Raw genomic sequence first — 13,445 nt, forward strand, 5'->3', positions numbered from 1 at the left:
TCCCGGTCGCCGTCTCCGCAGTCGCAGGCCGAGCAGCCCGACCCGATGATCCCCGCCGCCACCGCCCGGCTGCGCTTCCGTGAGATGACCGCCGAGGACCTCCCCGACATGGCGGACCTGCTCGGCGACCCGGTCGTGATGCGGTACTACCCCGCGCCGAAGGACCGCGAGCAGGCAGCCGCCTGGATCGAGTGGAACCGGCGCAACTACCGCGAGCACGGCTTCGGGCTGTGGATCGTCGAGACCCTCGACGGCGAGTTCGTCGGCGACTGCGGGTTGACCTGGCAGCGCGTCGACGGCGGGATCGAGCTCGAGGTCGGCTACCACGTGCGGGCCGGTCTGCACGGCCGCGGCTACGCCACCGAGGCGGCTGCGGCCTGCCGCGACCTCGCGCTCGCCCACCGCCTCGCGGGACGACTCGTGGCGCTCGTGCACCCGGACAACGCCGCCTCGAGGCGCGTCGCCGAGAAGACCGGCCTCCGCGTGATCGCCGAGGACCGCGATGGCGGCGGACTCGTCCGCACCGTGCTCGGGATGCCGCTCGTCGCGCCCGGGCGCCGGCCTCGGGAACGCTGACCGAACGCCTCCGACGGCTCCGGACCACAGCGCGCGGCCCGCGCCGAGCAGGATGGTCTGAGCTAGAGCCGGTCCTCCAGCGCCGCGATCAGCGCCGCGCGGTCCTCGCGGAGGATCGAGGCCCCGCCCCCCGGCACGGTCCGCGCCTCGACGCCGCGGCCGGCGAGGACGCCGCCCAGCGAGCCGTGGCCCAGCGGGTCCTCCGGCATCACGGCGAGCGTCGCCACGGGGAACGTCTCGGGGGCCTCGGCCGCACCCCGTGCCGTCAGCCCGACGGCGGAGTCCTGCTCCCAGAGCGCGTGGGCCGACACGTCGAGCTCGATCTGCTCGTCCGTCCAGATCGGGTGGCGGTGGCGGAGGGAGTCGGCGTCGCCCTTCTCGACGTGCGCGACCGAGCCGCCGCGGTGGAGCGCGCCCGCCAGTCCCCGGGCGTCCGAGAACGCGGGGTCGAGCAGGACGAGCCGGTCGGCGCCGTACTCGGGGGCGAGCCGGGCGGCGACGACGGCGCCGAGGCCGTGGCCGATGACGAGGTCGGGGGTCTGCAGCACCGAGGCGCGGACGTCCGACGCCCAGCGCTCCGGCGAGTACACGGGCGATGCCGGCGAGCCGCCGTGACCGGCGAGATCGGGGGCCACCACGCGGTAGCCGTGCTCGTGCAGCGTCGGGACCAGGGCGTACCAGATCCGGGAGTCTGAGCCGAGGCCGTGGAGGAGGAGCGCCGTCCGCTCGCCCGTTCCGCCGTAGTCGCGGACGAACAGCGCCAGCGGCTCGGCCGGCGCGGCGGCCAGCGCCTTCCGCTCGGCGCGGGTCGGCTCGAGCACGAGGGTGTTGCCGAACGCCTGCGGTGCCGGCCCGAACGCATCGCGCGCGCTGTGGATCACCTTGCGGCCGAGCATCGCGTTGCCGACGCCGCCCAGTGCCGCTCCGATCCCGAACGGCATCGCCCGGCCGACCAGGCCCGCGCCCTGCTGGGCGAGGAAATGCTTGGCGAAGGACTTCTTCGCGCGGTCCGCCAGCTCGCCCACGAGGAAGGACGGCAGGCCCTTCGTGACCACGGAGCCCCAGTACTGGTTGAGGCCGCTGCCCCCGCCGACGGCCTGCCCGGCCACCTGGCGCACCATCTCGCTGCCGGAGGAGCCCATCATCAGCGTGAGCACGAGGGCCCGCGCGCGGTCCGGGTCCTCTAGCGGGATCCCGTGCACCTCCGTCACCGACTGCGCGAAGAGCGCGCTCGCCTCCAGGAACCCTGCGGCTCCCGCGCCGGAGAGAGCCACCGAGGCGGCCGTGCCGATGCCGGGGACGACGGCGGTCGCCCCGATCGCCGCGCCTCCCGCGGCCACGCTCGAGAGGTACTGCCGCTCGAGCGACGTGATGATCTGCTCCGGAGTCGCCCCGGGACGCCGGCGCCGCAGCAGGCGGATGTTCGCCAGCACGGCCGGGCGCTGCACCGCGAGGAGCCGGTCGAGCAGCTTCGCCAGCTGAGCGTTCTCGGAGCCGTCGGCCTGCTCCACCTCGCCGGCCCTCTCCACGGCGCGCTCGCGCTTGCGGTCCTTCTGGGCCATGTCGTGCACTCCTGCGTCCTCGGGCGCCGCGTGCGGGAGGGGTCAGTCGTCGGAGACGGTGCCCTGGACGGGCGGGCCCTCGGCCGGCGCCGTGCTGCTCCGCGGTGTCGGCGCGTAGTCCTCAGCGTAACGCGCGAGCACCTCCTCGATCGGCGCGTCCAGCACCAGGCGGCCCTTGTCCAGGTAGAGGCCGCGCGTGCAGAAGCGGCGGAGGTCGCGCTCATTGTGCGAGACGAAGAAGAGGGTGCGGCCGGAGGCGAGCAGCTCCTCGATCCGCGCGTAGCACTTCTCGCGGAACGCCCTGTCGCCGACCGCGAGCACCTCGTCCACCAGGATGATCGGCTCCTCGAGCCGCGACACGACGGAGAAGGCGATGCGCACCTTCATCCCGCTCGAGAGGTGCTTGTAGGGGGTGTCGAGGAAGTCGCCGATCTCGGCGAACTCGATGATCGAGTCGAAGCGCGCGTCGACCTCGCGCTTGGACATCCCGTGGAGACCCGCGGTCAGGTAGACGTTCTCGCGGACGCTCAGGTCGGCCACGAAGCCGCCGGTGATCTCGATGAGCGGAGCGACGCCCCCGCGCACCTCCACCGCGCCCTCGTCCGGCAGCACCACGCCGGCGACGAGCTTGAGCAGCGTCGACTTGCCCTGACCGTTCCGGCCGACGACACCGATCGCCTCGCCCGCCCGCACCTGCACGTCGAGCCCGCGCAGCGCCCAGAACTCGCCGGGCCGCGAGCGGCGGGAGCGGCCGGCGAAGAGGTCCTTGAAGGAGCGGCGGCCCCGCCGGTTGCGGCGGAAGCGGATCCCGAGGCCGCGGCACTCGATGACCACCGGGGCGTCGGCCATCACAGCTCCTTCAGCACCGCGCGCTCGGAGCGGCGGAAGACGACGAGGCCCAGCGCCAGCACGAGCACCGAGATGCCCGCGGAGGCGAGGATGAGCGGGACGTCGAGCTCGCTCTCGAAGAACGCGGAGCGGTAGAGGGCGAAGATCCCGCTGAGCGGGTTGAGCGCCGCGAGCGGCCGGATCTGCTCCGGCAGGTTGGCCGTGGAGTAGATGATCGGCGACGCGTAGAAGAGGAACCGGAGCACGAGCTTCACGGCCCGCTCCAGATCGCGGAAGAACACCACGAGCGGGGCCACCAGCAGACCCACGCCGAGCGTGAGCACCGCCTGCAGCAGGATCGCCACGGGGAACAGCAGCGCCGCCCAGGTCAGGTGCGCGCCGGCGATCACGGCGAAGAGCACCAGCACCGGCAGGCTCGCCACGAACTCGATGCCCTTCGAGAGCACGATCCGCCCGACCCAGATGGTCCGCGGGATCGACGTCGACCGCACCAGCTTCGCCTCGCGGAGGAACGCGCGGGTCGCGTCGGACGTCGCCTGGTTGAACCACATCCACGGCAGCAGGCCCGCGAGCAGGAAGACGATGTACGGGTCCTCGCCGACGGTCCGCTGGAAGACGACGGTGAAGACGAAGAAGTAGATGCCCGACATGACGAGCGGGTCGAGCACCGACCAGACGTAGCCGAGCGCGCTCGTGGCGTACCGGACGGTGAGGTCGCGCCTGGTGAGCAGCCAGAGGGAGTGGCGGTAGCGCCAGGCCCGGGAGCGCCGGTGGCGCAGCGCCGTCTCGGTCGCGAGGGTGTCGGCCGTGCTCACTGCGCGACTCCTCCCGTCGGCTCCGCTCGAGCCGGGGGAGGAGCCGGGAGCGTCAGACGAAGAGGTTCGCGCGCTCGAGGTCCTCGGCGAAGTCCACCTCGACGGCGTAGAGGTCGGAGATGTCCATCGGCTCGACGAGCAGGCGGTCCTGCTCGATCGCCAACTCTATGCCACGCTCGAAGTAGTCCTGGGCGTCGACCCGGGCGAGCTGGCGCACCAACGCGGCCTTGTCGGAGGCGGACACGTAGTTGATCCCGACCGCCTCGCCGAGGCCGCCGCGCACCGTCTTGGAGAGCTCCTGGATGAAGCCCTCGGCGCTCGTCGTGTACTTGACCTCCTCGTCCGACACCTTCGAGGTGTTGACGGTGACGAAGGAGACGTCCTTCGCGATCAGCGCGGCCGCCCGGTCGAGGATGCGCGGGTCGAAGACGACGTCGCCGTTCATCCACAGCACGCCGCCCTGCCCGCTCGCCTGCAGCGCGCGGAGGAGGCTCTTGGAGGTGTTGGTCTGGTCGTACTGCTCGTTGTAGACGAACGTCGCCGAGGGGAAGGCCTCGATGATGTGCTCGAGCTTGTAGCCGACGACGATGCTCACCGGGACCTTCGTGCCGAAGGCGTGGTGGATGTTGTCGAACTGCTGCTGCATGATCGTGCGCCCGTCGCTGAGCGGCGTGAGCGGCTTGGGGAGGGAGCGGCCGAGCCGGCTGCCCATCCCTGCGGCGAGGATGACGACGGTGGCAGGGCTGCTGCTCGTCGAACCTGTGTGCATCATCGTGTGTTCTCCTCGAATTAACCGCTGCGTCTCGATCTGGTCGACTCCTCGGGTAGAGACCTAGTGTACAGTTCACGCCCCCCGGGGCCAGGGTGGTTGACCTCTCGCCGTGTCGCCGGGTGTCGGCGCGGGCGCCGGGGGCCCGCGGGCGAGTTGGTACCGTAGCCGGATGACGTCCGTGACGAACGCCGAGCCCGCTGAGGGTGCCGCGGATCCGGACGGCGCCTCGCCCGTCGTCTTCGAGCTGCACCAGCTGACCCGGACCTTCGGGAGGACGGTGGCGGTCGACCGCATCGACCTGGCCGTCCGCGCGGGGACCTTCTACGGGATCATCGGCCCGAACGGCGCGGGCAAGACCACCACGCTCTCGATGATGACGGGCCTTCTTCGACCCGACACCGGCCGCGTCCTCGTGCACGGCGTCGACGTCTGGAAGGACCCGTCGGCCGCGAAGCCGCTGATCGGGGTCCTGCCCGACCGCCTCCGGCTGTTCGACCGGCTCACCGGCGCCCAGTTCCTCGCCTACTCCGCCGCGCTGCGCGGCATCGACCTCGCCACGGCGAAGCAGCGCACGGTCGAGCTGGCCGAGGCGCTCGGCCTCTCCGACGCGCTGGAGCGCCTGATCTCGGACTACTCCGCGGGGATGGCGAAGAAGGTCGCCCTCGCGGCGGCGATGATCCACGCCCCGCGCGTGCTGGTCCTCGACGAGCCGTTCGAGTCGGTGGACCCGGTCTCCTCGGCCGCCGTGATCACCGTGCTGCGCCGCTTCGTCGAGGGCGGGGGCACCGTCGTCCTCTCCAGCCACGGGCTCGACTTCATCGAGCGCGTCTGCGACGACGTGGCCGTGATCGTCGGCGGGCGCGTGCTCGCCTCCGGGACGGTCGCGGAGGTCGCCGGCACCGCGACGCTGGAGGAGCGCTTCCTCGAGCTCGCGGGCGGCAAGCAGATCGCCGAGGGGCTGCAGTGGCTGCACGACTTCTCCGGCTGAGGATCGACGTCCTCCTGGGCGCGTTCCGCTCCGGGCCCGCGCGCTCGGCCGGCGCCGTCCTGGGCGTGCTCGTGGTCGTCGCGGTGACGGCCCTGCTGATCGGGGCGATCGGCGCTCTGCGCTCCTCGGACGCGGCGGCGGGCGCTCTCGTGACCGCCGGCGGACTCGTCTCCGTCGGCTTCCTGGTGCTGCCCTTCCTGCTCGGCCCGCTCGACCCGATGGATCCGCGCGCGTTCCGCCTCTTCGGCCTTCCGCCGCTCCGCCTCGCCGGGGCGCTCGCCCTGGCCGGCCTCGTCTCGGTCCCCACGCTCGCCCTGCTGGTGGTCGGGCTCGCGTGCGCGCCGCTCGTCCCGGGCGCAGGCGCCTTCGCCGTGGTCGGCCCGCTCCTCGCGGTGGCGACGGCCTCGCTGTTCGCGCGGATCGGCCTCGCCGCCTCCGCCGCCCTCGTCCCCTCCCGGACCGCCCGCGAGCTGCTGGCCGTCCTCGGCCTGGTGCTGATGCTGGGCGGTCCCGCAGCCCTCGGCGCCGCCGCGCTGGTCGACACGGGGGACACCCCGGTGCTCGAGCGCTGGGGCGCGGCGATGGGGGCCACTCCGTTCGGCGCGGCGTGGATGATCGCCCCGGCCGCCCGGACCGGCGACGCGCTCGGCCCGCTCCTGCTGGCCCTGGCGACGCTCGTCGCGGCGGGCGCGCTCTGGTGGCTCGTCGTCCGCCTGCTGACGGAGCGCCCCGAGCGCACGCACCGGCCGCCGCGCGGCCTCCGGCTGGGCTGGTTCGACGTCCTCGGCTCGACCCGGACCGGCGCGATCGCGGCGCGCAGCATCACCTACTGGCTCCGGGATCCGCGCTACCAGGCGTCGCTCGTCGCCGTGCCGGTGCTGCCGGTCGCAGCCCTGCTGCTGCTCGCGGTCGTCGGCGTCCCCTTCCCGCTGCTCTCGCTGCTCCCGGTCCCGCTGATCGCGCTGTTCCTCGGCTGGTTCCTGCACAACGACGTCGCCTACGACGGATCGGCGTTCTGGCTCCACGTGGCCGCGGGCGTCCGCGGCTGGTCGGACCGGCTCGGCCGCGCCTTCCCGACCCTCCTGCTCGGCGTGCCGGTCGTCGTGCTCGGCTCGCTGATCAGCAGCGCGACCTCGGGGCTCCCCGATGCGCTGCCCGTCGTGCTCGCGGTGAACACCTGCCTCCTGCTCGTCCCCGCCGGCGTCGCCAGCGCCGTCTCGGCACGGCTCGCCTATCCGGCTCCGCGCCCGGGCGACAGCGCGTTCACGCAGCCCCAGGCCCCCGGAGCCAGTGGCGCCGGTCCGCAGTCCCTCGCGTTCGGCCTGGGGCTGCTCCTCTCGGCTCCGGCCGTGGTGCTCGGCGTCCGGGCCCTGTTCGTCGACCCGGAGGCGGCGGGTGACGCCGTGCTCGTCGGCTTCGGCAGCGCCGTGGTCGTCTTCGCCCTCGGCGTGCTCCTCGGCGGCCGGCTGTTCGAGCGCCGCGCGACCGAGCTGGTCGCGTTCACCAGCCGCTACTAGCGCCGCCCGATCCGGAGCGCACGGCCGCGGGCCCGGGCTCCGCGCGTAGGATCGTCGGCATGATTCCGCGCGTCCAGAACAGCAGCACCGACCCCCTCGAGGGAGGCGGAGGAACCGCCACGCTCGACCGCGAGCTCGAGGAGCTCCTCAACCAGGAGTCCATCGAGCCGGGCGACCACGAGCGCTTCTCCCACTACGTGCCGAAGGACAAGATCCTCGAGAGCGCCATCACCGGCAAGCCGGTCCGCGCGCTCTGCGGCAAGAAGTGGCTCCCGGGCCGCGACCCGGAGAAGTTCCCGGTGTGCCCGGCCTGCAAGGAGATCTACGCGAAGATGAAGTGAGCTCCCGCCCCGCTCACTCGTAGCGGGTCGGGATGACGGGCTCGCCGCGGCCGAGCCGGAGCGCGTCGATCGGCAGCTCGAGGACCGCGTTCGCGTGGTGCGCGCGGGCTGCCGCCACTCCCTCGATGCCGAGGTGCTCGGGACGGATCGTCCCGTCCTCGATCAGGGGGACGAGCAGCGCCCGCTCGTCCTCGCCGACGGCGCCCTCGGGGCCGGCGCCCACGTGCACGACCTCGGCCTCGGCGACCCCGTCGTCGGAGAGCAGACGGCCGGCGGCCTTCCGCCCGCCGATCGACGCCTTCGAGACCGACTTCTTCGCCACCGCGACCCATTCGCCCGCGTCGTCCTCGTGCGCGACCAGCTTGTAGACCATGCCCGCGGTCGGGTGGCCCGAGCCCGTCGCCACCGAGGTGCCGACGCCGTAGGAGTCGACCGGTGAGGCCGCGAGCGCGGCGATCCCGTACTCGTCGAGGTCGTTGGTGACGGTGATGCGCGTGCCGGTCGCGCCGAGCGCGTCCAGCTGCTGCCGGACGGCGGCCACCTGCTGGGGGAGGTCGCCGGAGTCGATGCGCACGGCGCCGAGGCCGGTGCCGGCGACGCGGACCGCCAGGTCGACGGCGGCCGTCACGTCGTAGGTGTCCACCAGGAGGGTCGTGCCGGGGCCGAGCGCGGCGACCTGCGCGCGGAAGGCCTCCTCCTCCGAGTCGTGGAGGAGCGTGAAGGAGTGCGCGGAGGTGCCCATCGTGGGCACGCCGAAGCTGCGGCCCGCCTCCAGGTTCGAGGAGGCGCCGAATCCGGCGATGTAGGCGGCGCGAGCGGCCGCGACGGCGGACCGCTCACCGGCGCGGCGCGAGCCCATCTCGGCGAGCGGTCGCCCGTCGGCGGCCGAGACCATCCGCGCGGCGGCGCTCGCCACGGCGCTGTCGTGGTTGAGGACGCTGAGCACCAGGGTCTCCAGCAGCACGCCGTCGGCGAAGGGCGCCTCGACGATGAGCACGGGGGAGCCCGGGAGGTAGACCTCGCCCTCGCGGTAGCCCCAGACGTCGCCCCGGAAGCGGTAGTCGGCGAGCCAGTCCAGCGTGCGGGAGTCGACCACGCGGTTGTCGCGGAGCCAGGACAGCTCGTCGTCGCCGAAGCGGAACCGCGAGATCAGCTCGAGGAGCCGGCCGGTGCCCGCGAGCACGCCGTAGCGGCGTCCCGGCGGGAGGCTCCGGGCGAACACCTCGAACATGCAGCGGCGGTCGGCGGTGCCGCTGCCGAGGGCGCCCTCGACCATCGTGAGCTCGTACCGGTCGGTGAGGAAGGCCGTGGAGTCCATCCGCTCAGTGTTCCACGGCCGCCCCAGCGCGCCCAGGCGCGGGTGCCGGGGCTTGCGCACGCCGCCGGGCCCGGGAACGGCGTGCGGCCGGGACCGGGCCGCAGGGCGCGGGTAGGCTGTTCCTCCGTGACGGACGCACCGCTGGGCATCTTCGACTCCGGAGTCGGCGGGCTCACCGTCGCCCGCTCCGTGATCGACCAGCTGCAGAACGAGTCGATCGTCTACCTCGGCGACACCGCGCACTCGCCCTACGGTCCCAAGCCGCTCGCCGACGTCCGCGCCTACGCCCTCGACACCCTCGACACGCTGGTCGACCAGGGCGCCAAGCTGCTCGTCATCGCCTGCAACACCGCCTCGGCCGCGATGATGCGCGACGCCCGCGAGCGCTACACGCTCGGCCGCGGCATCCCGGTGATCGAGGTCATCCAGCCCGCCGTCCGCAGCGCTGTCCGCGACACCCGCAACCGCCGCGTCGGGGTGATCGGCACGGTCGGGACGATCCGCTCCCGCGCCTACGACGACGCCTTCGTCGCCGCGCCCGACCTGCAGCTGTTCACCGCCGCCTGCCCGCGCTTCGTCGAGTTCGTCGAGGCGGGCGTCACCTGGAGCGACGAGCTGCTCGCGGTGGCGGAGGAGTACCTCGCGCCGCTCAAGGCCGCGGGGGTCGACACGCTCGTCCTCGGCTGCACGCACTACCCGCTGCTGCGCGGTGCCATCGCCTACGTGATGGGGCCGGACGTCCGCCTCGTCTCGAGCGCCGAGGAGACCGCGCTCGACGTCTACCGGACCCTCGTGGCGCACGGCCTGCAGCGCACCTCCGCCGCTCCTCCGACCTACCGGTGGGAGGAGACGGGCTCGAGCGACTTCGTCCGCCTCGCCCGCCGCTTCCTCGGCCCGGAGGTCTCGAGCGTCGACCTCGTCGAGACCGGCACCATCAACCTGCGCGAGCTCGACCGGGCCGCGCTCCCGCACGATCGAGGGAGACCCGAGTGACCGACAGCACCGCATCGAAGGCCGCGCGCAAGGACGGGCGGGCGCCCGACGAGCTGCGCACCGTGACGATCGAGCGCGGCTGGAGCACCCAGGCCGAGGGCTCCGCGCTCGTCTCGTTCGGGAACACCAGGGTGCTCTGCACCGCCTCCTTCACGAACGGCGTGCCGCGCTGGCTGCAGGGCAAGGGCAAGGGCTGGGTCACCGCCGAGTACGCGATGCTGCCCCGCTCCACCAACTCCCGCATGGACCGCGAGTCGGTCAAGGGGAAGGTCGGCGGGCGCACGCACGAGATCTCCCGGCTGATCGGCCGGAGCCTGCGCGCGGTGGTCGACACGAAGGCGCTCGGCGAGAACACCCTCGTCATCGACTGCGACGTCCTCCAGGCCGACGGCGGCACCCGCACCGCGGCGATCACCGGCGCCTACGTGGCGATGGCCGACGCGATCGAGTGGGCGCGCGGCAAGAAGTACGTGGGGCAGAAGGCGCAGCCGCTGATCGACAGCCTCTCGGCCGTGTCCGTCGGCATCATCGACGGCGTGCCGATGCTCGACCTGGCCTACGTCGAGGACGTGCGCGCCGAGACCGACATGAACGTCGTCGTCACCGGACGCGGCCTGTTCGTCGAGGTGCAGGGCACCGCCGAGGGGGCCCCGTTCGACCGCCGCGAGCTCGACGCCCTGCTCGACCTCGCGGTCGCCGGTGCCGCCGACCTCGCCCGCATCCAGGCCGAAGCGCTCGCCGCGGAGCCCGGAGCGTGAGCCTGGACCTCGTCCTCGCCACGCACAACGCGGGCAAGGTGGAGGAGTTCCGCGCCATGCTGGCCGGCGCGCTCCCCGGAGTCGGCGTCCGCGCCTACGACGGACCCGAGCCCGTCGAGGACGGCGTGAGCTTCGCCGAGAACGCGCTGATCAAAGCGCGCGCGGCGGCGGCGCACACCGGCCTCGTGGCGCTCGCGGACGACTCCGGGATCTGCGTCGACGTCCTCGGCGGCGCGCCGGGCATCTTCTCGGCCCGTTGGTCGGGACGCGCGCACGACGCGACAGCCAACCTCGAGCTCCTCCTGGCGCAGCTGCACGACGTGAAGGCGGAGCACCGCGGTGCGCACTTCAGCTGCACCATCGCCCTCGTGGTGCCGGACTCCGTGCTCCCGGGCGGACAGGAGACGGTGGTCGAGGGCCGCTGGGACGGCGCGATCGCGACGGCTCCTCGCGGTGCGAACGGCCACGGCTACGACCCGGTGTTCGTCCCCGAGGCCGGGGCGCTCACGGCGGCCGAGCTCGCTCCCGAGCAGAAGAACGCCCGGAGCCACCGCGCCCGCGCCTTCACCGCGCTGCGCGCCGAGCTCGCCGCCCTGTCCGCCCGGCTCTGACCCCGGCGGGTTCCCACCGCGGGATGTCACTCCGGTGCACGCCTGTCGGCGTGCCGCGTGCCGGAGTGGCGTCTCGCGGAGGCGGAGGTCAGGACTTCGGGTGCTTGTCGTCCAGCGTGTCGGCGTCGAGCACGTAGGCGGCCGACTCGGTCGAGTCGGTCTCGGGGTCGGCGGCGAGCTTCGCCTTGCGCTGCTGCTGGAAGAAGTGGAACAGCGTCGGCACCAGCGCGAGCACGACCGCGCCGATCAGGATCACGTCGATGTAGTGCGAGACGAAGTCGGCGACCGGCGGGATGAAGGCGAGCAGCCACCCGATCAGGGTGACCCCGCTGCCCCAGATCAGGGCGCCGATGAGGTTGTAGAGGCTGTACTTGCGGTAGTTCATGTGGGCCACGCCGGCCGCGATCGGCGCGAAGGTGCGGACGATCGGCACGAAGCGCGCGAGGATCACGGCGAGGCCGCCGAAGCGCTCGAAGAACGCGTTGGTTCGCTTCACGTTCTCGATGCTGAAGAAGCCGGACTCCTTGCGCTCGAAGATGCGCGGGCCGGCCTTGTGCCCGATCAGGTAGCCGACCTCGCCGCCGACGAAGGCCGAGAACCCGACGGCCAGGCAGATGACCCAGATCGGGACGCCGAGGCCGCCGTTCGACGCGTTCTCGTGCGCCAGCAGGCCCGTGATGATCAGCAGCGTGTCGCCCGGGAAGAGGAAGCCGATCAGCAGTCCGGTCTCGGCGAACACGATGAGGCAGACCACGAGCACACCCCAGGGGCCGAACGAGGTCAGGATCGTCTCCGGATCGAGCCAGGGGACGAGGGCGGCGTGATTCAACGGATCTCCAGTCGACGGGGGCCGGTGGCCGGTCGGCGGTCACGCGAGCGCGCTCAGCGTACCGGCCGATCCCGTGCGGAAGGAGGGACTCGAACCCTCACGCCTCTCGGCACAGGAACCTAAATCCTGCGTGTCTGCCATTCCACCACTCCCGCGTGCGGGCTCCAGTGTAGGAGGAGGGCCCCGCGCCTCAGCCGCGGGAGGCCGCCCGGGGGAGGTACCGCGGGATCCAGCGGGCGAGCGCCCCCGCTCCGCCCAGACCGAGCACCCCCATCACGACGGCGGCGAAGGGGAGGGAGACCAGGGCGGTGAGCGCCGACACGACGATCGGGGCGGCGGCGTTGCCCGCGTCGCCGGTGAAGCGGAACGCGCCGAGGAACGGGGCCGGATCGGCGGGGGGCGCTAGATCGGCGCCGATGGTCATCAGGATCCCGGAGCCGATGCCGTTCGCGGCCGCGAGCACGCAGGCCACGGCGACGAACCAGGGCACCGGATCGAGGGCGAGCACCGAGGCGGCGAGGGCGAGGTGGCCGAGCCCGAGGCCGATCATCGAGGGGATCGCGGTGGCGCCCCGGCCGAAGCGGTCCATCAGCTGGCCGCCGGCGTAGAAGAGGGCGAAGTCGAGCGCGCCGGCGATGCCGATGATGATCGCGGTGTCGGTCTCGGCGAGCCCGATGCTCACCGCCCAGAGGGGGAGGATCAGCGTCCGGCTCGCCCGCAGCGCCCCGATCACGGCGGCGCCGGTCCCCATCCGAGCGAGGACCCCGCGGTGCTCGCGCAGCGTCCCGAGCAGCGACTGCGGCGACTCCGGGACGGTCGCCGACGCCTCCGCGGCGACCACGTCCTCCGGAGCGGCGCGGTCGGCCGCGGCCTGCGCCCGCCGCAGCACCGTCGCGGGGTCGGGCACGAGCAGCAGGACCACGACCGCCGCCACGCAGCAGACGATGTGCACCCAGAAGACGGACTCGACGGAGCCGGTGAGGTGCACCACCCCGGCCGCCAGGAACGGGCCGATCAGCCAGCCGGCGCGGAACGCCCCGGCGAGGGCGCTGAGCGCGCGGGCGCGGTGCGTGATCGGGACGAACGACGTCATGAACGCGTGCCGCGCCAGCGCGAAGACCGCGGTCGCGAGGCCGATCACGAAGACGCCGATCGTCAGCCCGACCCATGACGTCGAGAGCAGGCACACCACGAGCCCGAGGATCGACGCGGCGGAGGCTCCGAGCATCGCGCCGCGCTCGCCGATCCGCGAGACGATCCAGCCGCTGGGGATGTCGCCCGCCAGCTCGCCGATCATGATCATCCCCGCCACGAGGCCCGCCAGGGCCAGCGTCGCGCCGAGGTCGCCGGCCGCGGCCGGCAGGAGGGGGATGATCGCCCCCTCGCCGATGGAGAAGAGGAGGGTGGGGAGGAAGGTCGACAGCAGCAGCGGCCCGACGGGGAAGGGGCGCGGAGCGGTGCTGGTCACCGTCCCCAGGGTACGCCCGGGCCGGAGGGCGGCCCCCCGGCCCCCGGT

General features: G+C 73.2%; 14 protein-coding genes and 1 tRNA gene. 7 read left to right on the forward strand and 8 right to left on the reverse strand.

From position 1 onward, the window contains the following. The first annotated feature begins 45 nt into the window (after positions 1–45). The gene (locus C5C57_RS06030) at positions 46–576 is read left to right on the forward strand and encodes a GNAT family N-acetyltransferase (RefSeq protein ID WP_104247834.1); all 531 of its coding nucleotides are present in this window, start codon (positions 46–48) and stop codon (positions 574–576) included. Positions 577–638: 62 nt separating this feature from the next. Here the strand turns inward: C5C57_RS06030 and C5C57_RS06035 are convergent, their stop codons facing one another. The 4 genes from C5C57_RS06035 to C5C57_RS06050 are packed head-to-tail and all read right to left on the reverse strand — an operon-like array spanning position 639 to position 4,571. Then, positions 639–2,138, reverse strand: coding sequence for an alpha/beta fold hydrolase (locus tag C5C57_RS06035; RefSeq protein ID WP_104297436.1), 1,500 nt, complete (start codon positions 2,136–2,138; stop codon positions 639–641). Between the two features lie 42 nt (positions 2,139–2,180). Next, positions 2,181–2,987, reverse strand: a complete 807-nt coding sequence (locus tag C5C57_RS06040) for an ABC transporter ATP-binding protein (protein ID WP_104223571.1) — start codon at positions 2,985–2,987, stop codon at positions 2,181–2,183. Further along, on the reverse strand, positions 2,987–3,802 hold the full coding sequence (locus tag C5C57_RS06045) for an ABC transporter permease (protein ID WP_374953048.1): 816 nt from the start codon (positions 3,800–3,802) through the stop codon (positions 2,987–2,989). Before C5C57_RS06045 ends, C5C57_RS06040 begins: the two co-directional genes overlap by 1 nt. A gap of 52 nt (positions 3,803–3,854) precedes the next feature. Then, the gene (locus C5C57_RS06050; RefSeq protein WP_104226983.1) at positions 3,855–4,571 is read right to left on the reverse strand and encodes an NTP transferase domain-containing protein; all 717 of its coding nucleotides are present in this window, start codon (positions 4,569–4,571) and stop codon (positions 3,855–3,857) included. Positions 4,572–4,743: 172 nt separating this feature from the next. Between C5C57_RS06050 and C5C57_RS06055 the strand changes: the two genes are divergently transcribed. From C5C57_RS06055 to C5C57_RS06065, 3 genes are read left to right on the forward strand one after another with little or no spacing between them, the layout of a single operon-like run. Further along, entirely contained in the window at positions 4,744–5,562 is an 819-nt protein-coding gene (locus tag C5C57_RS06055) for an ABC transporter ATP-binding protein (RefSeq protein WP_104223570.1), read from the forward strand. Beyond that, the gene (locus tag C5C57_RS06060; RefSeq protein ID WP_104247836.1) at positions 5,538–7,079 is read left to right on the forward strand and encodes an ABC transporter permease; all 1,542 of its coding nucleotides are present in this window, start codon (positions 5,538–5,540) and stop codon (positions 7,077–7,079) included. The genes C5C57_RS06055 and C5C57_RS06060 overlap by 25 nt, the downstream gene beginning before the upstream one ends. 59 nt (positions 7,080–7,138) lie before the next feature. Continuing rightward, positions 7,139–7,420 (forward strand): DUF3039 domain-containing protein, encoded by a 282-nt coding sequence (locus C5C57_RS06065; RefSeq protein WP_104223568.1) that lies wholly within the window; start codon positions 7,139–7,141, stop codon positions 7,418–7,420. 13 nt (positions 7,421–7,433) lie between these two features. Here C5C57_RS06065 and C5C57_RS06070 read toward each other — a convergent pair whose 3' ends face one another. Beyond that, complete coding sequence (locus tag C5C57_RS06070) at positions 7,434–8,738, reverse strand: nicotinate phosphoribosyltransferase (protein WP_104247837.1); 1,305 nt, start codon at positions 8,736–8,738, stop codon at positions 7,434–7,436. A 126-nt stretch (positions 8,739–8,864) separates the two neighbouring features. Between C5C57_RS06070 and murI the strand changes: the two genes are divergently transcribed. The 3 genes from murI to rdgB are packed head-to-tail and all read left to right on the forward strand — an operon-like array spanning position 8,865 to position 11,100. Beyond that, positions 8,865–9,731 carry a glutamate racemase gene (gene murI / locus C5C57_RS06075; protein ID WP_104223566.1) on the forward strand — a complete coding sequence of 289 codons (867 nt, stop codon included), beginning with the start codon at positions 8,865–8,867 and terminating at the stop codon, positions 9,729–9,731. Then, the gene (gene rph, locus C5C57_RS06080; protein ID WP_104223565.1) at positions 9,728–10,489 is read left to right on the forward strand and encodes a ribonuclease PH; all 762 of its coding nucleotides are present in this window, start codon (positions 9,728–9,730) and stop codon (positions 10,487–10,489) included. The genes murI and rph overlap by 4 nt, the downstream gene beginning before the upstream one ends. Next, positions 10,486–11,100 (forward strand): RdgB/HAM1 family non-canonical purine NTP pyrophosphatase, encoded by a 615-nt coding sequence (rdgB, locus tag C5C57_RS06085; protein ID WP_104223564.1) that lies wholly within the window; start codon positions 10,486–10,488, stop codon positions 11,098–11,100. Before rph ends, rdgB begins: the two co-directional genes overlap by 4 nt. 88 nt (positions 11,101–11,188) lie before the next feature. Here the strand turns inward: rdgB and C5C57_RS06090 are convergent, their stop codons facing one another. The 3 genes from C5C57_RS06090 to C5C57_RS06100 form a co-directional block, all read right to left on the reverse strand. Further along, a complete protein-coding gene (locus C5C57_RS06090) occupies positions 11,189–11,929 on the reverse strand; it encodes a DedA family protein (RefSeq protein ID WP_104223563.1) in 741 nt (246 codons plus the stop codon). Between the two features lie 74 nt (positions 11,930–12,003). Further along, positions 12,004–12,084: transfer RNA gene (locus tag C5C57_RS06095), tRNA-Leu, on the reverse strand. A gap of 35 nt (positions 12,085–12,119) precedes the next feature. After that, complete coding sequence (locus C5C57_RS06100) at positions 12,120–13,397, reverse strand: MFS transporter (RefSeq protein ID WP_244230655.1); 1,278 nt, start codon at positions 13,395–13,397, stop codon at positions 12,120–12,122. Between the last annotated feature and the right edge of the window lie 48 nt (positions 13,398–13,445).

Origin of the sequence: Rathayibacter sp. AY1C5 (genome assembly GCF_002931705.1) — a bacterium.
In the GTDB taxonomy this organism is placed as follows: domain Bacteria; phylum Actinomycetota; class Actinomycetes; order Actinomycetales; family Microbacteriaceae; genus Rathayibacter.